The following is a 24,266-nucleotide window of genomic DNA, read 5'->3' on the forward strand; positions in this document are numbered from 1 at the left end:
CAGGCGAGATCTTGGTAGCTGGCGGCCCCGGGAGGGGCCGTAACTCGCCAAGATCGCGCCGCCGCACCACAGCGGGCGGGCGGGAAGTCAGCCCGTGGTCTGGTCGTTGCGGATCATCAGGGCGCTGCGCAGGCCGGTGATGTCCAGGACGCGGAGCAGGAAGTCGCCGACGTTGGTCAGGATCAGCAGGCTCTGCGCGTGGCTGGCCTTGCGGCTGAGTACGACGAGGGTGCCCAGGCCCTGCGAGTCGCAGAAGGTGACCCCGCCGAGGTCGAGCACGATGCGCGGCGGCGGCTCGGCGAGGACCTCGTTGACGACGGTCGACAGCTGGGCGGCCGTGAGCATGTCGATCTCACCGGCCAGGCGAAGCACAGCTTCGTCGCCCGTCCGGTGTAGCGTGATGGACAGTTCGGCACGATCCACCGGGTCAGCCTAGCGCGATCCGGGCCACCCGGCCCGTCGAGCGGTGGCGACCGAGCCGACCGGGCGCGGCGACCACGCTCCCGAGGAGGTCGGGAACGGGGACGTCCCGCGCCGCGGACGTGACGCCGCCGGGACGGCGGTGAGGGCCGACCCGGGTGAGCCTGGTAACCCCGGTACGGGGTGCCTGCCGATTCGCCGCCCGACGCTGACACAATGGCGGCATCGTGACCGATATGTTTCCCGCCGGATCCGGCCGCTACCCGGCCGAAGCACCGGCCTCCGAGGCCCTGTTCGACCGCGCCAAGGCCATCGTGCCCGGCGGGGTGAACTCTCCCGTGCGCGCGTTCCGTGCCGTCGGCGGCACGCCGCGCTTCATGGTCCGGGGGGAGGGGCCCTGGCTCTACGACGCCGACGACCGGCGCTACGTCGACCTGGTCTCCTCCTGGGGCCCGCTGATCCTCGGCCACGCGCACCCGGAGGTCGTGGACGCGATCCGGTCGGCCGCGACCCGGGGCACCAGCTTCGGCACCCCCACCCCGGGTGAGGTCGAGCTGGCCGCCGAGATCGTCGACCGCACGCCGGTCGAGCAGGTCCGGCTGGTCAACTCCGGCACCGAGGCCACCATGTCGGCGATCCGGCTGGCACGCGGCTTCACCGGCCGCCCCCGGATCGTCAAGTTCTCCGGCTGCTACCACGGGCACTCCGACGGCCTGCTGGCCGCCGCCGGCTCGGGGGTGGCCACCCTCGGCCTGCCCGACTCGCCGGGCGTGACGGGCGCGGCGGCCGGCGACACGATCGTGCTGCCGTACAACGACGTCGCCGCCGTGGAGCAGGCGTTCGCCGCCGAGGGCCAGCACATCGCCGCGATCATCACCGAGGCCGCCGCCGGCAACATGGGCGTGGTCGCCCCGCGCGACGGCTTCAACTCCCAGCTCGCCCGGATCGCGCACGCGCACGGGGCGCTGCTCATCGTCGACGAGGTGATGACCGGGTTCCGGGTCTCCCGCGCCGGCTGGCACGGCCTCGACCCCTCCGACGCCGACCTGTGGACGTACGGCAAGGTCATGGGTGGTGGGCTGCCCGCCGCGGCGTTCGGCGGGCGCGCGGAGATCATGGAGCGACTGGCCCCCGCCGGCCCGGTCTACCAGGCCGGCACCCTCTCCGGTAACCCGCTGGCCTGCGCCGCCGGCCTGGCCACCCTGCGGCTGGCCGACGACGCGCTCTACCGCAAGCTCGACGACACGGCCGCCGTCGTGGGCAGGCTCGCCGCGGACGCGCTGGCCGCCGCCGGGGTCCCGCACCGGCTGTCGTACGCGGGAAACATGTTCTCGGTCTTCTTCACCGACGCCGACGTGGTCGACTACGACAGCGCCCGCACCCAGCAGGTGCCGGCGTTCAAGGCGTTCTTCCACGCGATGCTCGCGGGCGGCGTCTACCTGCCGCCGAGCGCGTTCGAGGCGTGGTTCGTGTCTGCGGCGCTGGACGACGCCGCTCTGGAGCAGATCGCCGCCGCCCTGCCGGTGGCGGCCAACGCTGCGGCAGCGGCAGGTCACAGGGGGTAGCAGTGAGTGCGAGGAGTGAGCCGGGTCTGCGAGCCCCGCAGTCGCGAACGAAGGGGACGCAGCGGTGAGCAAGACGGTGGTCCACGTGCTGCGGCACGGCGAGGTACACAACCCGGACGGCATCCTCTACGGCCGGCTGCCGGGCTTCCGGCTCTCCGAGCTCGGCGTGCAGATGGCCAAGGCCGCCGCGCAGGGGCTGGCCGAGCGGGAGGTCGTGCACGTGGTGGCCAGCCCGCTGGAGCGCGCCCAGCAGACGGCCGAGCCGATCGCCGCGCAGTTCGGGCTGCCGGTCGGCGCGGACGAGCGGCTCATCGAGAGCGCCAACTGGTTCGAGGGCAAGAAGGTCTCGCCCGGCGACGGCTCGTTCCGCGACCCGCGTAACTGGTGGGTGCTGCGGGACCCGGTCACCCCGTCCTGGGGCGAGGCGTACCGGGCCATCGCGGAGCGGATGTTCGCCGCCCTGCAGGCCGCCCGGGTGGCGGCCGAGGGGCGCGAGGCCGTACTGGTCTCCCACCAGCTGCCGATCTGGACGCTGCGTCGCCACGTCGAGCGCAAGCGGCTCTGGCACGACCCGCGCAAGCGCCAGTGCGGGCTGGCCAGCCTCACCTCCTTCCACTTCGACGGCGCCAAGGTGGTCGGCATCGGCTACTCCGAGCCGGCCGCGCACCTGATCGCGATGTCGCCGACAGCCAGGACGGCCAAGGGGGCCTGATGAACGCCCGGAGGTTGACCGCGGGTCTGCTCGCCGCCGTCGTGACGGTGGCGCTGGCCGGCTGCTCGTCGCGCGACGGCGAGAAGGCGTGCGACAACTCCGGCGGCATCATCGAGTGCGCCCCCGACCAGCGCTCGGCCGCCCCGAAGCTCGCCGGTGAGCTGCTCACCGGCGGCAGCCACGACGTGGCGAGGGACCGCGGCCAGGTCGTGGTGGTCAACTTCTGGGGCTCGTGGTGCGCGCCGTGCCGGGCGGAGGCGGACGACCTGGAGAACACGTACCAGGCCACGAAGGCCTCCGGGGTGACCTTCCTGGGCATCAACATCCAGGACCAGCGGGACAAGGCGCTCGCCTTCGAGGAGAGCTTCAAGGTCACCTACCCGAGCCTCTTCGACCCGCCGAGCCGGCTGGCGCTGGCCCTGGACATCCCGCCGAACACCATCCCGGCCACCGTCGTGCTGGACCGCGACGGCCGGATCGCCGTGGTGATCCGGGCGGCCGTGAAGCAGGAGGGCCTCCAGCCCATCGTCGAGCGGATCGCGGCCGAGAAACCCGCGCCCAACGGTTCCCGCTGATGGGCGAGACGTTCTCCGAACTCGCCCAGTCGGGTCCGCTGCTGCTCGCCATCGGCGCGGCGGCGCTCGCGGGGCTGGTCAGCTTCCTCTCCCCGTGCGTGCTGCCGCTGGTGCCGGGCTACCTGTCGTACGTCACCGGCCTCGCCGGCGCCGACCTCGAAACCCGCCGTCCGCAGGTGAGGAAGGGCCCCCCGTCAACGGATTCGGTAGCGGAAGGGCCCCTTCCTGACACCGAGGGCGGCGGCGGGGTGGCCGTGCGGGAGCGCACCGAGCCGACGAGGGCCGCGGTCAAGGGCCGGGTGCTCGCCGGCACGCTGCTCTTCATCGCCGGCTTCACCGTCGTCTTCACCGCCACCGCGATCCTCTTCGCCAGCGTCGGCCGGGTCTTCTTCGAGTACGAGCGGACGCTGGAGATCGTCATCGGCGCGCTGATCGTCGTGCTCGGGCTGAGCTACCTCGGGCTGGTCCCCGGGTTGCAGCGGGAGTTCCGGATCCAGCGGCTGCCCGCCGCCGGGCTGCTCGGCGCGCCGGTGTTCGGCGCGGTCTTCGCGCTCAGTTGGGTGCCCTGCGCCGGCCCGACGATCGGCGCGGTGTTGGGCATGGCCGGCGTCGGCGGGCAGACCGACCGGGCCGTGGTGCTCGCCCTGGCGTACTGCCTGGGGTTGGGGGTGCCGTTCGTCGTCTTCGGGCTGGGTTTCGAACGGCTGCTCGGGGTGTTCCGGGCGGTCCGGCGCAACAGCCGCTGGGTCACCCGGGTGGGCGGGGCGCTGCTGATCCTGATCGGCCTCGCGCTGGTCACCGGCGGCTGGACGAACTTCGTGATCTGGTTGCAGACCACCGTCGGGGCGGGCGAGGTGAGCATCTGATGACCGCCGTCGACGAGCGGCCGGCACCGCCGGCCGAGGCTCCCCGGCGCCGGCCCAACCGCCTGCTGGCCCTGCTGCGCAACTCGTGGCGGCAGCTCACCAGCATGCGTACGGCCCTGGTGTTGCTCTTTCTGCTCGCGGTGGCCGCCATTCCCGGCTCGGTGCTGCCGCAGCGCGGGGTCAACCCGGAGGACGTGCGGGACTACTTCACCGCGCACCCCGACCTGGCCCCGGTGCTGGACCGGATCGGCGCCTTCGAGGCGTTCGGCTCGGTCTGGTTCTCCGCGATCTACCTGCTGCTCTTCACCTCGCTGATCGGCTGCATCACGCCCCGGCTGCGCGACCACGTGCGGACGCTGCGGTCGAAGCCGCCGGCCGCGCCGAGGCGGCTGGACCGGCTGCCGCAGCACACCGTGCTGTCCGCGCCCGAGGGGGGCGCGGCGGCGATCGCGGAGGTGCTGCGCCGGCGGCGCTGGCGGGTGGTGGTCCGCGGCGACGAGGTCTCTGCCGAGAAGGGCTACCTGAAGGAGACCGGCAACCTGCTCTTCCACAGCTCGTTGGTGCTCGTGCTGGTCGGCGTCGCGCTCGGCTCCTGGTACGGCTGGAGCGGCAACAAGCTGTTGGTGGCCGGCAAGGACAACGCCTTCTGCAACACCCGCCAGCAGTACGCCGAGAGCAAGCTCGGCCCCCGCGTCAGCAGCGCCGACCTGCCGGGCTTCTGCATCCAGCTCGACGACTTCGACGCCCGGTTCCTGGAGTCCGGCCAGCCTGATTTCTACCAGGCCAAGGTGACCGTGGACGGGGCCGACGGCGAGCGGCGGCCGGCCGAATTCTCGGTCAACTCCCCGCTGCGCCTCGACGGCGCGAACGTCTACCTGCTGGGCCACGGCTACGCCCCGGTGATCCGCTACACCGACAAGTTCGGCAAGAGCCAGACCAGCAACTTCCCGTTCCTGACGACCGGCGACATCGGCCTGACCAGCGAGGGGCTGGCGGCGTTCCCGGACATCAACGTGGACCCGGCCACGGGCCAGCGGGACGCGAACACGCAGATGGCCTTCTCCGGCCTCTACCTGCCGACGGCGCCGGCCGCCGCGCCCTTCGCCCGCTCCGAGTACCCGACCGAGCGGAATCCGGCGCTGAACCTCGTCGCCTACCGGGGCAACCTGGGCATGGACGCCGGCATCCCCGGCTCGGTCTACAAGCTGGACCAGCGGCAGGTGGATGCCGGCAAGGTCAAGGAGGTCGGCACGAAGCTGCTCCGTAAGGGTGAGAGCTGGAAGCTGGACGACGGCACCACGCTCGAGTTCCTGGGCACCGTGCCGTACATCACGCTGTCGGTCCGGTACGACCCCGGCTCGACGTTGCTGCTGGTCAGCTCCGCCGTCCTGCTGGTCGGGCTGATGGGCTCGCTGTTCGGGCGGCGTCGCCGGGTCTTCTTCCGGGTGCTGCCGGCCGGTGCCGCCGACCCCACGAGTGGATCTCCGACGAGCGGTAGTAGTTTGGTCGAGGCCGGTGGCCTGCCGCGCACCGACCATCCCGGGTTCGCCGACGAGTTCGCGCAGCTCGTGGCCGCCATCGGCGGCGACGGGCGGTCGGACGAGGAGGCCGGTGTCGACCGCGACGGCGGCGACCGGGCCGGAGCGCGAGAAGGAGCCGAGTGATGTCCGCACTCTCCGACCAGCTGGTGTCGTTCGCGATCCTGGCGTACCTGATCGCGATGATCAGCCACGCCGTCGAGTACGCGCTGGGCAACTCCCGCGCCCGGGTCGCCGCGGCACCCGCCCGCGAGCTGGTCGGCGCCGGCGTCGGCGCGGCCGGGGGCAGCACCCCCGCCGCACCCGTCGACACCGGCGCGGCGGCGGCCGAGCGTACGGCCCGGCGCGCCCGGCTGAGCGGCCTGGTCGCCGTAGCGGTCACCGCGCTCGGGGCGCTGCTGCACCTCGGGGCGCTGGTCACGCGCGGTCTCGCCGCCGACCGGATGCCCTGGGGCAACATGTACGAGTTCGTGCTCACGGGCACCTGGATCGGGGTCGCCGCCTGGCTGGTGGTGCTCTGGAAGCGGCCGCAGCTGCGCCGCCTCGGGCTGTTCATGTCGCTGGTGATGGTGCTGCTGGTGGCGACCGCCGAGCTGGTGCTCTACACCCCGATCGTGCCGCTGGTGCCGGCGCTCAACTCGTACTGGTTCGTCATCCACGTCTCGACGATCGTCTTCGCCTCCGGCATTTTCCTGCTGGGCGCGGTGCCGGCGGTGGCGTTCCTGATGCGCTCCGGCTACGAGCAGGGCCGGCGCAGCTTCCCGTACACCCTGGCGAAGCGGCTGCCGGCGGCGGCGGCGCTGGAGCGGCTGACCTTCGTGCTGCACGCCTTCGCGTTCCCGGTCTTCACCTTCGCGGTGATCGCCGGGGCGATCTGGGCCGAGGCGGCCTGGGGGCGGCCGTGGGGCTGGGACCCGAAGGAGACCTGGTCGTTCATCTCCTGGGTGATCTACGCCGGCTACCTGCACGCCCGGGCCACCCCGAGCGTGAAGCGGAACGTCGCGACCTGGCTCGCCGTCGTCGGCTTCCTCACCATGCTGATGAACCTGTTCGGCGTGAACATCTTCTTCGAGGGCCTGCACTCCTACGGCGGCCTGGACTGAGCCAGCCCCCGCAAGACGTATAACCGCACTTATTATAAGTGTAGTTATACTTCCTGCTGTGCACCTGACGAAGCCGCCCGGGATCTTCGACCGCGACGTCGAGTGGGCTGAGCTGGCCCGCTTCGCCACCGACGGCCGTCCGGGCGCGACCCTGGGCGTCGTGAGCGGCCGTCGGCGTCAGGGCAAGACCCTGCTGCTGTACGAGCTGGCCCGCGCCACGGGCGGCTTCTACTTCGGGGCGACCGAGGCGACGCAGGCGGACTCGTTGCGGCGTCTGGGCGAGGCGCTCGGTCGGCACACGGGCGCTCCCGGGCCGGTGCACCTCGCGGACTGGGCGAGTGCGGTCGACGCACTGCTGGCCCTCGGCCGGGACCGGCCGGTCACGGTGGTGATCGACGAGTTCCCCTACCTGGCTCGGGCTAGCCGGGACCTGCCGTCGGTGATCCAGCACGCGCTCACCCCCGGCCGTGCCGAGCGCACCGACTCCCGTACCCGTCTCCTGCTGTGTGGTTCGGCGCTCTCGTTCATGGGTGGGCTGCTGGCCGGCTCCGCGCCGCTGCGCGGACGAGCCGGGCTGGAGCTGCCCGTCGCGCCCCTGGACTACCGGGCCGCCGCGGCGTTCTGGGGATTCGACGATCCGTTGCTCGCCGCCCAGGTGTTCGCCATCGTCGGAGGCACGCCGGCCTACCGCCGCGAGTACGTGCAGGACGACACGCCCGACGGGCGGGGCGACTTCGACGACTGGGTCGTGCGGGCGGTCCTCAATCCCGCCCGCCCACTGTTCCGCGAGGCGCGCTACCTGCTCGCCGAGGACCCGGACCTGCGGGACACCGCCCTCTACCACTCGGTGCTGTCGGCGGTCGCCGAGGGCAACGGCACCCGTGGCGGCATCGCGGGTTTCATCGGTCGGAAGAGCACCGATCTGCATCACCCTCTCACCGTGCTCGAGGACGCCGGTCTCCTGGTACGCGAGCTGGACCCTCTGCGCAGCGGCCGCAGCCGCTATCGCATCGCCGAACCGCTGATCACCTTCTACCAGGCCGTCATGCGTCCGGCCTGGACCGCGTTGGAGCAGCGACGCGGCGCGGACGTCTGGCGGCGCTTCCAGCCCCAGTACGCCAGCGCGGTGCTCGGACCGGCGTTCGAGGAGATCGTCCGGCAATGGGCGTTGCGGTTCGCCGACCAGGAGACGTTGGGCGGCCCGGTTGCCGAGGTGAGCGCGGCGGTCCTCACCGATCCGGCCAGCCGGAGCAGCCAGGAACTCGACCTCGTCGCCCTCGGCGAGTCGCCGCTCGGGGACGGTCCGCGTCCCCTGCTCGCCATCGGCGAAGTCAAGTGGGGCCGGCTGCTGGGCCGGCCCCACCTGGATCGACTGGAGCGGGCGCGCGAGCTGCTCGTCGCCCGCCCCGGGCTCGACGCGCGAGGCGCGCGGCTGCTGTTGGCCAGCGCCGAGGGATTCACCGCCGAACTGCGGCAGCTCGCCGTCCACCGACCCGATGTGGTGCTGGTCGATCCTGACCGGCTCTACTCCGGCACGTAGGCGCGAGACCGAGCAGCCGCGACCGGGCGGTCAGGCCGCGTCGTCCAACTGCCGCCGGACGAGCCGTTCGGTGGCGGTGGCCCCCGTGGGCTGCAACCCGGCGCCGGCGTTCTGCGCCTGGACGTCGATGGTCACCGCGATCCGGTCCGTACCCGCAATGATCATCTCGAAGATCTTGGCGAACCGTACCTCCATCTCCTTGCCGTCGTCGCCGGTCATCACCAGTCGGCTGCCGTGCGTCGCCTCGTGCAACTGCCGCATTCGTAGGCCGGTGATGTCCTTGTAGCGGAAGTCGAAGGCGTCGGCGTTCGACACGATGCACTTGACGAAGTCCCACTCGCAGGAGAAGACCGAGATGCGGGTCTGTCCGAGCAGCAGGATGACGAACTTGTACCGCGAGAACCGACGGATGCCGTCCTTTCCCACCGCCTGTTCGGTGGGCGAGGCGGGACCGATGACGAGTTGCGGCTCGCAGATCAGATCGTCCAGTTCGCGGTCGAGGTGCCGCAGGGCGTGGTCGAGAACTCCGAACTTGTCGAAGTGCAGCCACACGTCCATCTGCTCGTCGCTCGGCTTCGGCTCGGCCGCCGCCAGGTCACGCTCGTACGCCGACGTGAGCGCGTTGTACTGGCCGAATCCCTTGACCAGCAGGACGAGGCCGCCCACACCCACGAGCACCGCGAGGCAGAGGTAACCCGACTCCGACAACGACGCGATCACGAGGATCAGTGCGAGGACCAACCCGATGCCACCGGCGACCATCATGGCCTGCGCCCCACCGGTCGCGGGTGGCACGGGCGTACGGACGAAGTACTTGCGTACGTTCGGCTTGCGTTCCTCGATGCCGGCCTGCGCCACGGCGACGGTGGCCTGCCACAGCCGGTTCTCGCGGTTGCCGAGGAAGGGGGCGATCTCGGCCGCGTGCACCGGGTCGATGTCGCCGGCTCCGGCCTCGATGTCGGCGACGGACGGGCCGGGGTCGTGGCGGTCGGCGTAGTGGTCGCGCTTGACGGCCGCCCAGAGGGCGCGGACGTGCGCCGCGGCGGGGTCGATCTGGAGTGCCCTGCCCAGGTGCTCCTCCACCCGGGTCATCACCTGCTGCGCCTCGCGGCCCATCCGGCTGGGCCGTCTGCCGCCGAGGAGCGCGAGAGCCAGGTAGTAGTGCGGGTCGGAGCCCTTCGCCCCCTTGGCGATCGCCTCGGTGAAGTATTCGGCCGCCCTCTTGTACAGCCGTTCGGCGACGGCTCGCCGCCCGTAGGCCATCAGCTGCTGCGGCCCGTCGGACTTGTTGATGTGCACGTTGTCGGCGTTGATCTGGGCGCCGAAGACGCGCTGGCCGTGCTGGTCGAAGGTGGTCATCAGGAAGCCCCGCCCAACGAGTTCCAGATGGTCGCCATCGCCCCGCCGATCACCGCCAGCGGCGCCGCCGCCTGCAGCACCTCGATGGCCCGCCGCAGCCGTCGCGAGGCCTCGCGTTGGTCGTCGCGGGTCAGGCTCCGGCGGGCGCCGTGCAGGTCGTCGACGACGGTGCGGCCGACCTGCGGGTCGAGGGCGCCGCTGGCCGTGGCCTGTTCCACCGCCCTCAGGACGGCCTCCAGCCGAGGGACGAGTTCCGTCTGGCCGGCGTTGTCGGGCAGACGTTCGAAGGTGCTGTTCCGCAGATCGATGGTTTCGGCGTTGAACTGCCGATCCACGCGCTGGTTCTGCTGATTGAAGGTGGCCATAGCCAACCGTCACCCCCATCTCCGATGGAAAATGTTTCGGATGGTGGTGACGGAACCATTGGAATTGTCTGCGGGCAATGTCGGAAGATTTACGTCCCCGCGCGGATCCGGCGGGGCCCGACTGAACGGCGGACAATTCCGCATGGACGGTGCTGGCCGCGTTCGCACGCGGTGTGTTAGCGGGTGACCGAAAGGCCTATGACCGGCTCGGACGTCCCGGGAAAGGCGCCTGTCGGCGGGTGGGCCGGGTCGGTCCGCGGGGCCGCGCGGCGCGCACCGTTCGGGCTTCGACCGTTCGGGCGACGGCGACCGGGGGTCTTGACGGCGGGCGGCCGTGCTGCTGCCGGCCCCGCCGGGCGCCTGTTGCTCCCGGCTCCGGGCGGGTGCCAGTACCGGATGTCGGCCCGGCAGGAGACCGTCGAGCGCACCCGGGAACCGGGCCGGGGGCCCGCCCCGGGCGTGAACGCCAGGGCGGGGGTCAGCCGCCGAACCAGCCGGGCACGTCGAGGCGGAACGGGTTGGCCGGGGTGACCGCGCGCAGGTCGTCCTCCAGGGCGGCGACCCGGTCGGGGCCGAGGGTGGCGGCCCACCGCTGCCGGAGCTGGTCGAAGACGGCTGCCGAGCGGCGCAGCCCGTCCAGGCCGTGCAGGGTCACCCGGACCAGCTTGCGCCGGGCGTCGCGCGGGTCGTCGGCACGCTCCAGGTAGCCGAGGGCGACGAGCCGGTCCACCGTCTTGCCGGCCGCCTGCTTGGAGACGCCGAGCCGCTGGCCCAGCTCCGTGGCGGTGGTGCCCTCGGCGCCGACGGCCTGGAGGACGAAGCCGTGCAACGGCCGCAGCTCCGGGTGCCCCTGCCGGGCCAGCTCCGCGTGCAGGTCGTCGACGAGCGTACGGAAGCCGGCCAGCAGCAGCAGGGGCAGCAGGAAGCCGGGCCGGTCGGGGTCAGCCGTTGCCACGTTCGACAACCTCGTTTACTGTTTCGACAACCACGTTGACGATCCTACGTCACGCGCGGCGCGTCGCCGATCGGGCCGCGCCGACCGTCCCCGACCCCCGAGAGCAGGCTTGCCGTGCCCCCGTTCACCGCGCACACCGCCGACACCGCACCCGCCGCCGCCCGGCCGACCATGGAGGGCGTACGCCGCAGGCTCGGTCACCTGCCCGCCGCCGTCGGCCTGATGGCCGAGTCCCCGGAGCTGCTCACCGGCTTCCTCACCGTCAACGGCATCTTCGAGAAGTGTGCCCTCGACCCGGTCGAGCGTGAGGTCGTCGTCATGACGGTCGCCACCCGCAACGAGTGCCACCTCTGCGTCGCCATGCACACCGCCGCCCTCGCCCGGCACGGCGCGACGCCCGAGCTGATCGACGCGCTGCGCGCCGGCACGCCGCTGCCCGACGACCGGCTGGAGGCGCTGCGGCGCTTCACCCTCGCCGTGCTCGACCACCGGGGCGCGGTGCCCGAGGACGGGATCGCCGCCTTCCTGACGGCCGGCTACCAGTCCCGGCACGCGCTGGACGTGGTGCTCGGCGTCGGCACGTACACCATCTCCACCCTGGCCAACCGGCTCACCGGCGCCCCGCTCGACGCGCCCCTGGCCGCGTACGCCTGGGAGCCGGCCGCCCGCTGACGCACCCGGACAGCCGAGGGCGGGGTGGGCCGGCCACGGCTTGCCCGAGGCCGGCCCACCTCCGTCGAGGCGTGCCGTTGTCCGGTCAGCCGAGCGTGACCGGGGCGGCGTTGTCAGCCGGATCGTCGTCCGGACGCGGGTAGTCGTAGTACGACCTGACCTCGCCGGGGGCGCCCGCGGGCCCGTCGATCCGCAGGTCGAACGGGACCGTGAAGCTCTGCCCGGCGGGGAACACCGCCCCCAGCCAGCAGACCCAGGACGTCGGAGCGCCGCCCTCGTCGTCGCCGGTCGGCGAGCAGCCGGGCGGGGTGGCCAGCACGGTCACGCCGGCCGGTGGGGTGAAGAGGAACCCGCCGGCGTTGCCGCCGGAGACGGTGCCGTCCGGCACACCCGGACCCTCGTTGCGGATCCCCACGCTCACCCGCACGGTGGCACCGACGGCACCGGTGACGGTGGCGCCCACGGCGACGACGTCGAAGGCGCCGTGGATGTTCCGCAGGTAGGTCCCGCCGCCCGGGCCGGTGGCGGTGACCGGATCGAGCGTCCCGCCGACCGGCCGCAGCCGGAGCGCGCGGTCGGCCTCCCGGCGGGTCAGCCGCACGTTGCCGGGCAGCGGCCCCGCGGTGGCCAGCGGCTCCACGAACTGGGTGATGCGCTTGTCGCCGAGGGCGGCCGGACCGATCGTGGTGGCGAGGCCGTTGCGCAGTTCGTGCCGGATCCCGGGCGCGAACGTGCCCCGCACGGTGCAGACCACCACCGTGGCGAGGACGGGATCGGTGCCGTACCGGCAGTTCCGGTAGCTGGCGGGGTGCAGGCCGACCGGAAAGCGGAAGGTCACCCGGAGATCCTCGGCCGGCTGGTCACCGGCGTTGACCACGGCCACGGGCACGGCGTGGACGTCGCCGACCTCGGCGCCCGGGACGTACTCGTCGACCAGGTCGAGGACGTCGGCCCCGGAGCGCACGCTGACGGTCGCCTGCTGGGTGTACGGCTCCAGCCCGTCGGCCCGGACCGTGTAGTCCAGCGTGCCGGTCGCGCCGTCGACGGCGCCCGGAACGGCGCGGAACACCACCGGCACCGTGCCGTTGACGGTGCCGTACTCGTCCGGGGTCGCCTCCGGTGGCATCGGGCAGGTCACCGAGGTGCCCTCGGTGACACACCAGCTGGGGAAGCTGGCCGTGGCGACGCCGGCGAGACCGGTCAGGTCGACGGTGACCCGGGGGGCGGTCGCGCCGCTGCTGCTCAGGTCCAGCGGTGCCGACCGGCCGGGCGCACCGGCCGCGCCGACGGTGAGGTCGTTGAGCCAGCCGCTGACCCAACCGGGGTCGGTCCGCGCGGCGGCCGGGCCGGCCGCCGTGCCGGCGCCCGCCGTGACCACGGCCAGCACCGTCAGGGCGCGCAGCACGCTGCCGCGCGGGAAGCGCACAGTTGTCATCGATCTCCTTCGTGGGGTGGGCCGGTCCGCGGAGCCGCGGCGGGGCGTCACCGCCGGCCCGGTCGGCGGACCTGATCCTAGTGAGCGCCGGCCCTCCGATCCGGCCCGCCGGAGCGACGGTGTTCGATGGCGCGGACTCCGCCGGCAGAAGCGGCCCGGCCGTGCCCGCGCCGCCGTACCGGTGGATCGCCGGTGTCACACCACCCGGCGTGGTCGCCGCCCAGGTCGGTGCGGGAGACTGGCAGGCATGGCGGCTCGTGGCTTCCCGTACACCGATCTCAAGGACTTCCTCGCGGCGCTGGAGCGCGCGGGCGAGCTGCGGCGGGTGAGCGCGCCGGTCGATCCCACCCTGGAGATCAGCGAGATCGTCACCCGGACGGTCCGCGCGGACGGCCCGGCGCTGATCTTCGAGCGGCCCACCCGGGGCGAGATGCCGGTGGTGATCAACCTCTTCGGCACCGAGAAGCGGATGGCGATGGCGCTCGGCGTCGAGTCGCTGGACGAGGTCGGCGAGCGGATCGGCAACATGCTCAAGCCGGAGCTGCCGGTGGGTCTCTCCGGGATGATGGACGGCCTGGGCAAGGTCAGGCAGCTCACGTCGATGCCGCCGAAGAAGGTCAGGACCGCCCCCTGCCAGCAGGTGGTCTACCGGGGCGACGACGTCGACCTGAACCGGCTGCCGGGGTTGCAGGTCTGGCCGGGTGACGGCGGGATCTTCCACAACTTCGGGCTGACCCACACGAAGCACCCGGAGACCGGCAAGCGCAACCTGGGGCTGTACCGGTTGCAGCAGCACTCGCGGAACAGCATCGGCATGCACTGGCAGATCCACAAGAACTCCACGGCGCACCACGCGGTCGCCGAGCGGCTCGGCCAGCGCCTGCCGGTGGCGATCGCCATCGGCACCGACCCGGCGGTGGCGTACTCGGCCAGCGCGCCGCTCCCCGCCGACATCGACGAATACCTGTTCGCCGGGTACCTGCGCGGCGAGCGGGTCGAGATGGTGGACTGCCTGACCGTCCCGTTGCAGGTGCCGGCGCACGCGCAGATCGTCCTGGAGGGCTACATCGAGCCGGGTGAGCGGCTCCCCGAGGGCCCGTTCGGCGACCACACCGGCTTCTACACCCCGGTGGAGCCCTTCCCGGTGATGCACATCGAGTGCATGACCACGCAGCGCGACCCGGTCTACCACACGATCGTCACGTCGCAGCCGCCCCAGGAGGACCACGGCCTCGGCAAGGCCACCGAGCGGATCTTCGCGCCGCTGCTGCGCTTCCTGATCCCGGACATCGTCGACTACGACCTGCCCGCCGCCGGGGTGTTCCACAACTGCGCGATCGTGTCGATCCGCAAGCGCTACCCGAAGCACGCCCAGAAGGTCATGAACGCGATCTGGGGCGCGCACATGATGTCGCTGACCAAGCTGATCGTGATCGTCGACGAGGACTGCGACGTGCACGACTACAACGAGGTCGCCTTCCGCGCCTTCGGCAACGTCGACTACGCCCGGGACCTGCTGCTCACCGAGGGCCCGGTGGACCACCTCGACCACGCGTCGTACCAGCAGTTCTGGGGCGGCAAGGCGGGCGTCGACGCGACCCGCAAGCTGCCCGAGGAGGGCTACACCCGGGGCTGGCCGGAGGAGATGCGGATGGCCCCCGAGGTCGTCTCCCTGGTCGACAAGCGCTGGAAGGAGTACGGCATCTGATGGCCACCGCCGTCGAACCCGTGCAGCGACCGGGCCGGGTGAAGTCCTTCCTCAAGCTGGTGGCGATCGAGCACTCCGTGTTCGCGCTGCCGTTCGCGTACCTGTCGGCGCTCACCGCGATGCAGGTCGACGGCGGGCGGGTCCGGTGGCTGGACCTGCTGCTGATCACCGTGGCGATGGTCGGCGCGCGGACGTTCGCGATGGCCGCCAACCGGATCCTGGACCGGCGGATCGACGCGCGGAACCCCCGTACCGCCAGCCGGGAGCTGGTCACCGGGGCGGTCAGCGTGCGGACGGCCTGGACCGGCGCGGCGGTCGCGCTCGTGGTCTTCCTCGCCGCCGCCGCCCTGCTCAACCCGCTCTGCCTGGTGCTCGCGCCGCTCGCCGTGGTGCCGCTGGTCGTCTACCCGTACGGCAAGCGGTTCACCAACTGGCCGCACGCGATCCTCGCCGTCGCCCAGGCCGTCGGCCCGGTCGGCGCCTGGCTGGGCGTCACCGGCACCCTCGACGGCTCCTGGCCGGCGTGGCTGCTCGGCGTGGCCGTCGGCCTCTGGATCGGCGGGTTCGACCTGATCTACGCCTGCCAGGACGCCGAGGTGGACCGGCAGATCGGCGTGCACAGCGTGCCGGCCCGCTACGGGCTGCGGTTCGCGCTGCACGCCTCCACCGTCGCGCACGTGGTGACGTTCGCGCTGTTCGTCTGGTTCGGGGCGCTGGTCGGCTTCGGCTGGCTCTGGTGGGTGGGTCTGGCGCTGACCGCCGTCGCCTTCGGCTACCAGCACCTGGTGGTCAGCCCGACCGACCTGAGCAAGGTCAACCGGGCCTTCTTCACCGCCAACGGCTTCGTCGGCATCGCGCTGTTCGTCTTCGCCCTGCTCGACCTGGTCGTCCGCCTCGGCCTGCGCGCCTGACCGGTCAGGAAGGGGTCCCTCCGCCGGCGGCAGCGTCGACGAGGCCGCCTCCTCCGCCGCCGTAGCGGGTGCTCTCCAGGGTCCAGTCGACGGTGGCCCGGACGGCGTTCGCCACCCCGTCGAGGTGGTCGGCGACCGCCCGGTCCAGCGCCGGGCCGAACGACGGCACCCCGGCGCGTAGCTCGACGAAGCGCCGCATCGACGCCCGCCAGCGCTCGGCCGTCAGGCCGACCGCGGTCTCCACCGGCACCCGCTGCTCGGCCGCCGTCGCGAGCACCAGGTTGTGCCCGCCGGCGGTGGCCTCGTCGCGCTCCAGGGAGGCGAGGTCGTTGTACCAGGAGAGCAGGTCGTTGCCGGTGCCGGCGATCTCCCGCAGCAGCGGGTGGTGGTGGACCGGGTCGGGCAGCGGGCGGCCGGTGACGAACTCCACAAGCGGATACGACACGTACGCGGCGGAGGTGGCGCGCCGCAGCGCGACGTACTCGGCGACGCCGGGGCGGCGGCCGGCCGCCTTGTTCGCCGCCTCCCGCCACGTGCCGTCGAGATGGTCGGCGACGGCCCCGGCGAAGCGCAGCCGCCAGCGGGCCGGCATCCGCCGGCGCGGCTCCCGCCACGCGTGCACCAGCAGCCGCCTCAGCGGCCCGGTCAGGCCGGCGTGCCGGAGCCGGGGTCCGGAGTGCAGCAGGGTGAGCGCGCCCGCCCGCAGCGCCCGGATCTGGTCGGCATCGAGCCGGCCCGGCCGGTCGCACGCGTCGTCGACCAGGAAGAACCAGGTGAACAGGGCCGTCAACGCCCGCAGGTCGGCCTCGGTGGCGCCGGGGTAGAGCCGGCCGGCGTACCGGGCGACGCCGGCGTGCGCCAGCCGTTGCGGCGCCGCGTCGTCAGTCGCCAGGCCGAGGCCCGGCAGCAGGTCGCCGACCAGCCACTCCTGCACCCGGTCGGCGTGCGGCGAGAGCCGGGGCGGGATGGGGCACTCCGACCGTAGCGACCAGAGGACCTCGCCGGTCATCACCGATTCCTCCCGGGTGCGATCCCGCTTCGCGTGGGAATCGCCACCGGCAGCATGTCAGGCCGGCGGGATGGGCGCGCTCCCGGCACGACATCGCGCCCGTCGGCGCACAACCGACACCCGAGCGGGACATCACGGACGCTCCGGGCGGGGGTGCCCGGCACCGGGAGGGGACGACCAGGCAGGCTGGAGGGCATGCGCGAACCATGGGTGGTCGGAGTCTCCGGGGCGTCCGGCACGCCGTACGCGGCGGCCGTCGTGCGGGCGCTGCTCGACGCCGGCGAGCCGGTGGACCTGATCGTCTCCCGGGCCGCCCGGCTGACCGTCCTCGACGAGACCGGGCACCCGTTCCGGGACGCACACTGGGCCGACGACCTCGCCGCCTGGCTGGGCCGCGACCTGGCGGGAGCCGACGTGCGGCACTGGCCCGCCGGCGACCTCGCCGCCGGCCCGAGCAGCGGCTCCTACCGGGTACGCGGAATGGCCGTGGTCCCGGCGAGCACGGCGGCGTGTGCCGGCATCGCGATCGGGCTCTCCAAGGACCTGTTGCAGCGGGCCGCCGAGGTCAACCTCAAGGAGCGCCGGCCGGTGGTGGTGGTGCCCCGGGAGACGCCGGTGACCCGCAGCCACCTGGAGCATCTGATCGCGCTGCACGACGTCGGAGCGGTGGTGCTGCCGGCGAGTCCCGGCTTCTACGGCGCCGGGGCGGCGGCCACCGCTCCGCAGCTCGTCGACTTCGTGGCCGGCAAGGTGCTGGACGCCCTCGGCGTACCGCACACGCTGTTCCGACGCTGGTCGGGTGAGCTGGGCGTGGCGCGGGAGTGACCCGGGCCCGGCTCACCGCGACGCGGACCGGAGCTTCCGTCCGGCCCGCGTGATGATCCGCACCATTCAGTACATGCCGGCGTTGGCCGGGCCCGGCCCGGTCGAGGTGGCCGGCCCCGCGTTACGCGGCTTGCCGACGTCTTCCGCCTCGTCCAACATGCCCTCCCCCTCAAGCAGGGCCCGCACCTCGGATTCCCGAAACCGGCGATGCCCGCCTGGAGTCCGGATGCTGCCTATCCGGCCCGCCGCTGCCCATCGCGTCACAGTCTTCGGGTCAACCCGAAACAGCGCGGCAACTTCACCCGGTGTCAGCAGGCGATCTCCAGTGTCCACAGCCCCCTCCTCGCGTCGACGAAGCCCCCGGCTGAACACACTGCCCCCGGCCGGTGCGAGCCCAGAGCCGTCATGAGGGACGTATGGCAATTACAGCACCAGCGACCTGGCCTGTCCGCCAAACGCGAAAAACGCACTGAGTGGGAAGTTAGGAAATATTACCTGCGTGCGGCTCCCTTGACTGTCGGTTTGCAAGCGACTACACCCTGTCATGTCCAACGCGCGCCGGATGCCCGACGTTACGCCCGGACCGCTAGGGTCACAGTCCGTGGACGCCATCGACCTGAGCCTCGTGGAGCTGCTACGCGGCAACGCCCGCCTGTCCTACGCCGAGCTGGCCCGACAGGTCGGCCTCTCCGCGCCCGCCGTGCACGAGCGGGTCGGCAAGCTGGAGTCCAGCGGCGTGATCCGGGCCTACCGGGCGGAGGTGGAGCCCGAGGCGATCGGCTTCGCCGTCACCGCGCTCATCGGGATCGTCGAGGACTCCGGCGGCGACACCGACGACGTGCTGGAGGCCTTCCGGCAGATGCCCGAGATCGAATCCTGCTACTTCATGGCCGGCGTCGAGTCGTTCCTGCTCAAGGCCAGGGTCGGCACCATCGCCGAGCTGGAGCGGCTCATCGTGCGGCTGAACCGGACCCCGGGCGTCGCCTCCACCCGGACCGGCATCGCCCTCTCCACGAAGTGGGAGAACCGGCCACAGGCCCCGGTGCCTCCCGCCACCTGACCCGCCCCCGGACCGCCCCGACGGCCGCGTCCGGTCACCTGCGGCCGTCGGACGACCGCGTCCCGCCACCCCCGGCCGTCGGCCGTCGGACGGCCGCGTCCCGCCACCCCCGGCCGTCGGTCGCCGGACGGCCGCGTCCGGCCGGCTCTGGCGCGCGGTCGCCGGGCGGCGATAGCGTGCGCCGATGACGAAGCCAGCCCCCGGGACGGCGGTGGTCACCGGCGCGGCCGGCGGCCTCGGCCGCGCCATCGCCGCCGCGCTGCACGCCGACGGCTGGCCGGTGCTCCTCACCGACCACGACGACCAGGCGGTGGCCCGTGCCGCCGCCCCGCTGGGCGGCTGGTCGCGCCGGCTGGACGTACGCGACTCCGACGCCTGCGCCGCCGTCGCCGCCGAGGCCGCCGGCCGGGGCGGGCTCGGCCTCTGGGTGAACAACGCGGGGATCCTCGTCACCGGCCCCTCGTGGGAGCACGACGCGGCGACCCGTCGCCGGGTGGTCGAGGTCAACGCCCTCGGCGCGATGAACGGCACCCTCGCCGCCCTCGCCGTCATGCGGGAACAGGGGCACGGGCACGTGGTCAACGTCGTGTCGCTGGCCGGCCTGGTGGCCGCGCCCGGCGAGACCGTCTACGCGGCCAGCAAGCACGCCCTCGTCGCGTTCAGCATCGGCACCCTCGCCGACCTGCGGCTGGCCGGGCACCGGGGCGTACACGTGTCGTGCCTGTGCCCGGACGGGATCTGGACGCCGATGCTGCACGACCGGCTCGACGACCCGGGCGCCGCGGCCTCCTTCACCGGGACGCTGCTGACCCCCGAGCGGGTGGCCCGGCGGGCCGCGCGGCTGGCCCGGCGGCCCCGCCCGGTGGTCAGCGTCCCCCGCTGGCGCGGCGCGCAGGTCCGGCTCCTCGACGCGCTGCCCGGCGTCGCCGTGCGCCTCGCCCCGCTGATCCTCGCGGCCGGCCGGGCCGGGCAGCGCCGCCAGCGCCGCCGGATCGGGGCCGGTCCGCGGTGAGCGGGCTTGCTAAGTTTCGAACGTGACTCACATCGACCGGTGCGACGAGGCCAGCCGGCGCTGGGTGACCGAGGCGATCGCCGCCGTGGAGGCGGACGCCAACCGCTCCGCCGACACCCACCTGCTGCCGTTCCCACTTCCCCGGTCGTGGGGGATCGACCTCTACCTCAAGGACGAGTCGGTGCACCCGACCGGCTCGCTGAAGCACCGGCTGGCCCGTTCGCTCTTCCTCTACGGGCTGTGCAACGGCTGGATCGGCCCGGAGACCACGATCGTGGAGGCGTCCTCCGGCTCGACGGCGGTCTCCGAGGCATACTTCGCGCGGATGCTGGGGCTGCCGTTCATCGCGGTGATGCCCGCCTCCACCTCGCCGGAGAAGATCGCCCAGATCGAGTTCCAGGGTGGCCGCTGCCATCTCGTCGACGACCCGGCCAAGGTGGTCGTCGAGGCCCGCTGGCTGGCGGAGGACTCCGGCGGGCACTTCATGGACCAGTTCACCTACGCCGAGCGCGCCACCGACTGGCGGGGCAACAACAACATCGCCGAGTCGATCTACGCGCAGCTCGCCCTGGAACGGCACCCGGTGCCGGCGTGGGTCGTGGTGGGCGCCGGCACGGGCGGCACCAGCGCCACCATCGGCCGCTACGCCCGCTACCAGCGGCTGCCCACCAAGTTGTGCGTGGTCGACCCGGAGAACTCCGCGTTCTATCCCGCCTGGCAGGCCGCCGACTGGTCGGTGCGCACCGGGCGGGGTTCCCGCATCGAGGGGATCGGCCGGCCGACCGTCGAGGCGTCGTTCGTGCCGTCGGTGGTGGACCGGATGGTCCAGGTGCCCGACGCCGCCTCGCTGGCCGCCATGCGCGCCGGTTCGGCCGTGCTCGGCCGCCGGGTGGGCGGCTCGACCGGCACCAACCTGTGGGGCGCCTTCGGGCTGATCGCGGAGCTGCTCGCCGAGGGCCGCACCGGCTCGGTGGTCACCCTGATCTGCGACGCCGGCGACCGCTACGCCGACACCTACTACTCCGACGACTGGCTGGCCGCCCAGGGACTGGACCCGACCCCGCACGTGGCGACCGTCGAGCGCTTCCTCAGCACGGGCGCCTGGCCGGCCTGAGCCGCCTGCCTGGCCTGCGCCGCGGGGTGGCCGCGCCAGCCTGGCCGGCCCGGGGCGTCGGGGGAGGCGTCCGCAGCCCGGTCAGCGCGGGTCGACGCGCTCGGCCAGCCCGGGGTAGCGCACCACGTAGCCGTCGCCGTCGAGGTCGATGTCGGTGGTGAAGGTGTCGCTGGTGAAGCGGACCCGGCCGGGGCCGAGCGGGGTGTAGACCTGCTCGGCGGGCACCACCAGCAGGCTGGGCACCAGCACCCAGGCGACGTCGATCCGGTGCGGGGTGTCGGCCGCGGCGCGGGGCAGCCCGAGCCGGCGCACCGGTAGCGCGTTGAACAGCGCCGCCCCGCCGAGGTCGACGTCCACCGCCCCGGCCAGCCGGCCCGGGTCGTCCGTGCCGGGCAGCCCGACCGGCGGGTGGCCGGCCGCCCGCAGCGCCGCGTCCAGGTCACCCTGCTCGGCGGTGGTCACCCGCCACCCGTCGGTCACCCGCTCCAGGCGTACGCTCCGCAGCCACCCGGTGCCCTCCGCCTCGACCTCGACGCGGAGGGTGGCCCACTCCGGGTCGGTGGCGAGCTGGTAGCGGCAGGTGTAGGGGATCGGGTCGACAGCCGTGAGCGTGCCCCGCGCCGTCAGTCCACGGCCGTCGTCGAACAGCGCGTGCTCCGCGCCGGCGGTGTCCGTCCGGGTCCAGAAGAGCGACTTCGGCATGGTCGGCATGAGCCGGACGTTACGCGACCCGGCCGACACCGGCAGCGAATGCGCGAACGCCGCCGCGGAGCCTGAGCCCCGCGACGGCGTTCGTGGATGACGCTGTCGGTCAGTGGGTACGCGCCGGCGGACGCCCGCCGAAGCCCCGCCGGTCGTCGCGCGGCCGGTCGTCGCGCCCCCGGCCCTCGGGCCGGAAGCCGCCCCGGTCGCCGAAGCGCCGCTCGCCCTGCGGACGGTCGCCGTAGCCGCGGCTGTCAGCCGGACGGTCGGAGTAGCCACGGCCGTCGGTCGGCCGGTCGCCGTAGCGGCGTTCGCCCTGCGGGCGGTCGCCGTAGGCACGGCTGTCGGTCGGCCGGTCGCCGTAGCGCCGCTCGCCCTGGGGCCGGTCGCCGTAGCCGCGGCCGTCGGTCGGGCGGTCGGAGTAGCGCCGCTCGCCCTGCGGACGGTCGCCGTAGCCGCGGCTGTCGGTCGGGCGGTCGGAGTAGCGCCGCTCGCCCTGGGGCCGGTCGCCGTAGCGGCGCTCGCCCCGGGTGTCGCGGTCGCCGTAGCGGCGCGGGCCGCCCGGCCGGTCGCCGTGCCGGCGCGGCTCCTCGGCCTCGATGCGCACCGGGACGCCGCTCGGCTCGCGGGCGCCGGTCAGCTCGGCGAGCGCCGGGTCGCCGACCCGCACCCGGGTCTCGGCCGGTGCCACGCCGGCCTTCTCCAGCATGGCGAGCGTGGTCCGCCGCTGCTTCGGCAGCACCAGCGTGGCCACCGCGCCGGACTCGCCGGCCCGGGCGGTACGCCCCGCGCGGTGCAGGTAGTCCTTCGGGTCCTTCGGCGGGTCGACGTGCAGCACCAGCGAGACACCGTCGACGTGGATGCCCCGGGCCGCCACGTCCGTGGCGACCAGCACGTTCACGCGTCCCTCACGGAACTCGGCCAGCGTGCGGGTACGCATCCGCTGGGTCTTGCCGCCGTGCAGCCCGCCCGCCCGTACGCCGACGGCGGCCAGCTGCTCGACCAACCGGTCGACGCCGAGCTGGGTGCGGGCGAAGACCATCGTCCGACCGTCCCGGGCCGCGATGGACGCGGCGACCGGGAACTTGTCGTGCGGCGGGATCAGCAGCATGTGGTGGTCCATGGTGGACACCGAGGCGGTGGACGGGGCGGTGGAGTGCGTCACCGGGTCGGTCATGAACCGCTTGACCAGCGCGTCGACGTCGCCGTCCAGGGTCGCCGAGAAGAGCAGCCGCTGGGTGCCGGCCGGCGTCTTCGCCAGCAGTTCGGTGACCTCGGGCAGGAAGCCCATGTCGGCCATCTGGTCGGCCTCGTCGAGGACCGTGACCTCGATGTCGTCCAGGTGGCAGACGCCCCGGGCGATCAGGTCGCCCAGCCGGCCCGGGGTGGCCACGATGATCTCCACCCCGCGCCGCAGGGCGTCGATCTGCCGGTCGTACGGCACGCCGCCGACGGCGGTCTTCAGGAACACGCCGACGGCCTTGCCGAGCGGCATCAGCGCGTCGTTGACCTGCATCGCGAGTTCCCGGGTCGGCACCAGGACCAGGGCCCGGGGGCGCAACGGCCGGGCCCGGTTGCGGTCGGCGACCAGGGCGAGCAGGGGCAGGCCGAAGGCCAAGGTCTTGCCGGAGCCGGTCTGGCCACGGCCGAGGACGTCGCGGCCGGCGAGCGCGTCGGGCATGGTGGCGCGCTGGATCTCGAACGGGGTGGTGATGCCCTGCCGGGCGAGCGCCTGGACCAGCGGCTGGGGCAGCCCCAGCGCGGCGAAGTCGGTGGCCTCGGGCGTCGCCGGGGCGGCCGGGTCCTGGACGGTGCCGTCCCGCTCGACGGCGGTCTGCGCGTCGGCGGAGTCGAGGGCGGGCAGGAACGTGCTGGGTTCAGCAAAGGTCGTCAAGAAATGCCTTTCGAGCGGGGCGCATCTTCGCGATGGCCTGCCGCAGCTGAACGCCGCCGAATCGCCCGCAAGATCGCCCATGGGCGCGCAGGGCGCGCCGGGTCAGTGATCCTCACCAGTGTACGGCGACAGGACGAACCCGCCACCCGACCACGGACGGGTAGTGGGCGGGCTCACCAATCGTCGTACGCGGCTCACTTGTTCAGGACGCCGCCCACCAGCCCACCCACCGTGTCGTTGGCGAGCAGCACGACCAGCACGCTGATCGCCACGAGCAGGCCCAGCGAGGCGGCCAGTACGACCACCACCTTGGCGGTGCTGGAGCGCTGCTCGGTGGGGGTCTCCGTCCAGCCCTGGGCAAGGATGTGCCCGGTCAACGAGCCGGAGTTCTCCACCGGGTTGTTCGGGAACGCCACGGTGTTGAAGCCCGGGCCCTCGGTGGCGGCTCCGGCACCCGCGCCGTAGATGGTGCCCAGGTCGGGTCCGCCGTCGTAGCGGCCCGCGGGGGCGCCCCCGGCCTGCCCGACGCGCGTGGCCGGGCCGCCGCCGTCGACGCGACCGCTCAGCCGGCGTGCCTCCCGGGGCGCGGTGGCCGGCTCGGCGCCACCGGGCCGGCGGTCGCCCGGGTTGGTGGGCGGCGGCCAGCCGGGCAGCGCGGGAGCGGGCACGCCCGGCGGCCCGGACACCGGAGGCGCAGAGAACGGCGGCGAAGATGCCGGCGGTGCGGAGAACGGGGGCGCGACCGCCGGGGGCGCGGATGCCGGCGACGCTACCGCCGGGGGCGCGGAGAACGACGGCGCGGAGAACGGCGGCGCGGAGAACGAGGGTGCGCCGGCCGGTGGCGCGGAGAACGGCGGCGCGGAGAACGGCGGCGCGGAGAACGACGGCGTGACCGCTGGTGGCGCGGAGAACGGCGGCGCGCCCGC

Annotated in this window: 24 protein-coding genes; 14 read left to right on the forward strand and 10 right to left on the reverse strand. The window is 73.4% G+C overall.

The features are described 5' to 3' along the window. Nucleotides 1–87 precede the first annotated feature (87 nt). Nucleotides 88–423 carry an STAS domain-containing protein gene (locus ACGFNF_RS16410; RefSeq protein ID WP_089002478.1) on the reverse strand — a complete coding sequence of 112 codons (336 nt, stop codon included), beginning with the start codon at nucleotides 421–423 and terminating at the stop codon, nucleotides 88–90. Nucleotides 424–647: 224 nt separating this feature from the next. On the opposite strand from ACGFNF_RS16410, the gene hemL reads away from it, so the two are divergent. The 7 genes from hemL to ACGFNF_RS16445 all read left to right on the forward strand — a co-directional run bounded on the left by hemL (nucleotide 648) and on the right by ACGFNF_RS16445 (nucleotide 8,319). After that, a complete protein-coding gene (gene hemL, locus ACGFNF_RS16415; RefSeq protein ID WP_393168715.1) occupies nucleotides 648–1,985 on the forward strand; it encodes a glutamate-1-semialdehyde 2,1-aminomutase in 1,338 nt (445 codons plus the stop codon). A 64-nt stretch (nucleotides 1,986–2,049) separates the two neighbouring features. Next, entirely contained in the window at nucleotides 2,050–2,697 is a 648-nt protein-coding gene (locus ACGFNF_RS16420; RefSeq protein ID WP_393168717.1) for a histidine phosphatase family protein, read from the forward strand. Next, the gene (locus ACGFNF_RS16425) at nucleotides 2,697–3,272 is read left to right on the forward strand and encodes a TlpA family protein disulfide reductase (RefSeq protein WP_393168719.1); all 576 of its coding nucleotides are present in this window, start codon (nucleotides 2,697–2,699) and stop codon (nucleotides 3,270–3,272) included. Before ACGFNF_RS16420 ends, ACGFNF_RS16425 begins: the two co-directional genes overlap by 1 nt. After that, nucleotides 3,272–4,138 carry a cytochrome c biogenesis CcdA family protein gene (locus tag ACGFNF_RS16430; RefSeq protein WP_393168721.1) on the forward strand — a complete coding sequence of 289 codons (867 nt, stop codon included), beginning with the start codon at nucleotides 3,272–3,274 and terminating at the stop codon, nucleotides 4,136–4,138. The genes ACGFNF_RS16425 and ACGFNF_RS16430 overlap by 1 nt, the downstream gene beginning before the upstream one ends. After that, nucleotides 4,138–5,802 (forward strand): cytochrome c biogenesis protein ResB, encoded by a 1,665-nt coding sequence (locus ACGFNF_RS16435; RefSeq protein WP_393168723.1) that lies wholly within the window; start codon nucleotides 4,138–4,140, stop codon nucleotides 5,800–5,802. Before ACGFNF_RS16430 ends, ACGFNF_RS16435 begins: the two co-directional genes overlap by 1 nt. After that, nucleotides 5,802–6,779 (forward strand): c-type cytochrome biogenesis protein CcsB, encoded by a 978-nt coding sequence (gene ccsB / locus ACGFNF_RS16440; RefSeq protein ID WP_393168725.1) that lies wholly within the window; start codon nucleotides 5,802–5,804, stop codon nucleotides 6,777–6,779. The genes ACGFNF_RS16435 and ccsB overlap by 1 nt, the downstream gene beginning before the upstream one ends. Nucleotides 6,780–6,837: 58 nt before the next feature. Further along, nucleotides 6,838–8,319 (forward strand): ATP-binding protein, encoded by a 1,482-nt coding sequence (locus tag ACGFNF_RS16445; protein WP_393168727.1) that lies wholly within the window; start codon nucleotides 6,838–6,840, stop codon nucleotides 8,317–8,319. A 30-nt stretch (nucleotides 8,320–8,349) separates the two neighbouring features. Here ACGFNF_RS16445 and ACGFNF_RS16450 read toward each other — a convergent pair whose 3' ends face one another. From ACGFNF_RS16450 to ACGFNF_RS16460, 3 genes are all read right to left on the reverse strand, one after another. Beyond that, nucleotides 8,350–9,678, reverse strand: coding sequence for a hypothetical protein (locus ACGFNF_RS16450; RefSeq protein WP_357576852.1), 1,329 nt, complete (start codon nucleotides 9,676–9,678; stop codon nucleotides 8,350–8,352). Then, nucleotides 9,678–10,043, reverse strand: coding sequence for a hypothetical protein (locus ACGFNF_RS16455; protein ID WP_357576851.1), 366 nt, complete (start codon nucleotides 10,041–10,043; stop codon nucleotides 9,678–9,680). The genes ACGFNF_RS16450 and ACGFNF_RS16455 overlap by 1 nt, the downstream gene beginning before the upstream one ends. Nucleotides 10,044–10,521: 478 nt before the next feature. Next, nucleotides 10,522–10,998, reverse strand: coding sequence for a MarR family winged helix-turn-helix transcriptional regulator (locus tag ACGFNF_RS16460; protein WP_357576850.1), 477 nt, complete (start codon nucleotides 10,996–10,998; stop codon nucleotides 10,522–10,524). 114 nt (nucleotides 10,999–11,112) lie between these two features. On the opposite strand from ACGFNF_RS16460, the gene ACGFNF_RS16465 reads away from it, so the two are divergent. Then, the gene (locus ACGFNF_RS16465) at nucleotides 11,113–11,670 is read left to right on the forward strand and encodes a carboxymuconolactone decarboxylase family protein (protein ID WP_357576849.1); all 558 of its coding nucleotides are present in this window, start codon (nucleotides 11,113–11,115) and stop codon (nucleotides 11,668–11,670) included. 85 nt (nucleotides 11,671–11,755) lie between these two features. On the opposite strand, the gene ACGFNF_RS16470 is transcribed toward ACGFNF_RS16465, so the two are convergent. Next, nucleotides 11,756–13,105 carry a hypothetical protein gene (locus tag ACGFNF_RS16470; RefSeq protein WP_393168730.1) on the reverse strand — a complete coding sequence of 450 codons (1,350 nt, stop codon included), beginning with the start codon at nucleotides 13,103–13,105 and terminating at the stop codon, nucleotides 11,756–11,758. Between the two features lie 247 nt (nucleotides 13,106–13,352). On the opposite strand from ACGFNF_RS16470, the gene ACGFNF_RS16475 reads away from it, so the two are divergent. Continuing rightward, a complete protein-coding gene (locus ACGFNF_RS16475) occupies nucleotides 13,353–14,813 on the forward strand; it encodes a menaquinone biosynthesis decarboxylase (RefSeq protein ID WP_393168732.1) in 1,461 nt (486 codons plus the stop codon). Beyond that, nucleotides 14,813–15,724 (forward strand): menaquinone biosynthesis prenyltransferase MqnP, encoded by a 912-nt coding sequence (gene mqnP / locus ACGFNF_RS16480; protein WP_151455000.1) that lies wholly within the window; start codon nucleotides 14,813–14,815, stop codon nucleotides 15,722–15,724. The genes ACGFNF_RS16475 and mqnP overlap by 1 nt, the downstream gene beginning before the upstream one ends. 4 nt (nucleotides 15,725–15,728) lie before the next feature. On the opposite strand, the gene ACGFNF_RS16485 is transcribed toward mqnP, so the two are convergent. Then, a complete protein-coding gene (locus ACGFNF_RS16485) occupies nucleotides 15,729–16,733 on the reverse strand; it encodes a terpene synthase (RefSeq protein ID WP_393168734.1) in 1,005 nt (334 codons plus the stop codon). A 195-nt stretch (nucleotides 16,734–16,928) separates the two neighbouring features. On the opposite strand from ACGFNF_RS16485, the gene ACGFNF_RS16490 reads away from it, so the two are divergent. Continuing rightward, nucleotides 16,929–17,558 carry a UbiX family flavin prenyltransferase gene (locus ACGFNF_RS16490; RefSeq protein WP_393168736.1) on the forward strand — a complete coding sequence of 210 codons (630 nt, stop codon included), beginning with the start codon at nucleotides 16,929–16,931 and terminating at the stop codon, nucleotides 17,556–17,558. A 66-nt stretch (nucleotides 17,559–17,624) separates the two neighbouring features. On the opposite strand, the gene ACGFNF_RS16495 is transcribed toward ACGFNF_RS16490, so the two are convergent. Then, complete coding sequence (locus ACGFNF_RS16495; protein ID WP_132232190.1) at nucleotides 17,625–17,891, reverse strand: BldC family transcriptional regulator; 267 nt, start codon at nucleotides 17,889–17,891, stop codon at nucleotides 17,625–17,627. A gap of 268 nt (nucleotides 17,892–18,159) precedes the next feature. Between ACGFNF_RS16495 and ACGFNF_RS16500 the strand changes: the two genes are divergently transcribed. The 3 genes from ACGFNF_RS16500 (at nucleotide 18,160) to ACGFNF_RS16510 (ending at nucleotide 20,744) form a co-directional block, all read left to right on the forward strand. Further along, complete coding sequence (locus tag ACGFNF_RS16500; protein ID WP_151454997.1) at nucleotides 18,160–18,618, forward strand: Lrp/AsnC family transcriptional regulator; 459 nt, start codon at nucleotides 18,160–18,162, stop codon at nucleotides 18,616–18,618. A gap of 184 nt (nucleotides 18,619–18,802) precedes the next feature. Continuing rightward, nucleotides 18,803–19,630 (forward strand): SDR family NAD(P)-dependent oxidoreductase, encoded by an 828-nt coding sequence (locus ACGFNF_RS16505; protein ID WP_393168739.1) that lies wholly within the window; start codon nucleotides 18,803–18,805, stop codon nucleotides 19,628–19,630. Between the two features lie 22 nt (nucleotides 19,631–19,652). After that, nucleotides 19,653–20,744, forward strand: coding sequence for a PLP-dependent cysteine synthase family protein (locus ACGFNF_RS16510; RefSeq protein WP_357576841.1), 1,092 nt, complete (start codon nucleotides 19,653–19,655; stop codon nucleotides 20,742–20,744). An 81-nt stretch (nucleotides 20,745–20,825) separates the two neighbouring features. On the opposite strand, the gene ACGFNF_RS16515 is transcribed toward ACGFNF_RS16510, so the two are convergent. The 3 genes from ACGFNF_RS16515 to ACGFNF_RS16525 form a co-directional block, all read right to left on the reverse strand. After that, the gene (locus ACGFNF_RS16515) at nucleotides 20,826–21,446 is read right to left on the reverse strand and encodes a putative glycolipid-binding domain-containing protein (protein ID WP_357576960.1); all 621 of its coding nucleotides are present in this window, start codon (nucleotides 21,444–21,446) and stop codon (nucleotides 20,826–20,828) included. Nucleotides 21,447–21,555: 109 nt separating this feature from the next. Beyond that, entirely contained in the window at nucleotides 21,556–23,340 is a 1,785-nt protein-coding gene (locus ACGFNF_RS16520; protein ID WP_393168741.1) for a DEAD/DEAH box helicase, read from the reverse strand. 194 nt (nucleotides 23,341–23,534) lie between these two features. Continuing rightward, nucleotides 23,535–24,026 (reverse strand): hypothetical protein, encoded by a 492-nt coding sequence (locus ACGFNF_RS16525; RefSeq protein ID WP_357576839.1) that lies wholly within the window; start codon nucleotides 24,024–24,026, stop codon nucleotides 23,535–23,537. Nucleotides 24,027–24,266 lie beyond the last annotated feature (240 nt).

Source organism: Micromonospora sp. NPDC048868 (assembly GCF_043198195.1).
In the GTDB taxonomy this organism is placed as follows: domain Bacteria; phylum Actinomycetota; class Actinomycetes; order Mycobacteriales; family Micromonosporaceae; genus Micromonospora; species Micromonospora reichwaldensis.

What these genes read in the sequence shown, in the direction of transcription:
- ACGFNF_RS16485 (WP_393168734.1), bottom strand. Translation starts at nt 16,733, where the DNA reads ATGACCGGCGAGGTCCTCTGGTCGCTACGGTCGGAGTGCCCCATCCCG.
- ACGFNF_RS16470 (WP_393168730.1), bottom strand. Translation starts at nt 13,105, where the DNA reads ATGACAACTGTGCGCTTCCCGCGCGGCAGCGTGCTGCGCGCCCTGACG.
- ACGFNF_RS16425 (WP_393168719.1), top strand. Translation starts at nt 2,697, where the DNA reads ATGAACGCCCGGAGGTTGACCGCGGGTCTGCTCGCCGCCGTCGTGACG.
- ACGFNF_RS16505 (WP_393168739.1), top strand. Translation starts at nt 18,803, where the DNA reads ATGACGAAGCCAGCCCCCGGGACGGCGGTGGTCACCGGCGCGGCCGGC.
- ACGFNF_RS16435 (WP_393168723.1), top strand. Translation starts at nt 4,138, where the DNA reads ATGACCGCCGTCGACGAGCGGCCGGCACCGCCGGCCGAGGCTCCCCGG.
- ACGFNF_RS16490 (WP_393168736.1), top strand. Translation starts at nt 16,929, where the DNA reads ATGCGCGAACCATGGGTGGTCGGAGTCTCCGGGGCGTCCGGCACGCCG.
- ACGFNF_RS16515 (WP_357576960.1), bottom strand. Translation starts at nt 21,446, where the DNA reads ATGCCGAAGTCGCTCTTCTGGACCCGGACGGACACCGCCGGCGCGGAG.
- ACGFNF_RS16475 (WP_393168732.1), top strand. Translation starts at nt 13,353, where the DNA reads ATGGCGGCTCGTGGCTTCCCGTACACCGATCTCAAGGACTTCCTCGCG.
- ccsB (WP_393168725.1), top strand. Translation starts at nt 5,802, where the DNA reads ATGTCCGCACTCTCCGACCAGCTGGTGTCGTTCGCGATCCTGGCGTAC.
- ACGFNF_RS16450 (WP_357576852.1), bottom strand. Translation starts at nt 9,678, where the DNA reads ATGACCACCTTCGACCAGCACGGCCAGCGCGTCTTCGGCGCCCAGATC.
- mqnP (WP_151455000.1), top strand. Translation starts at nt 14,813, where the DNA reads ATGGCCACCGCCGTCGAACCCGTGCAGCGACCGGGCCGGGTGAAGTCC.
- ACGFNF_RS16430 (WP_393168721.1), top strand. Translation starts at nt 3,272, where the DNA reads ATGGGCGAGACGTTCTCCGAACTCGCCCAGTCGGGTCCGCTGCTGCTC.
- ACGFNF_RS16455 (WP_357576851.1), bottom strand. Translation starts at nt 10,043, where the DNA reads ATGGCCACCTTCAATCAGCAGAACCAGCGCGTGGATCGGCAGTTCAAC.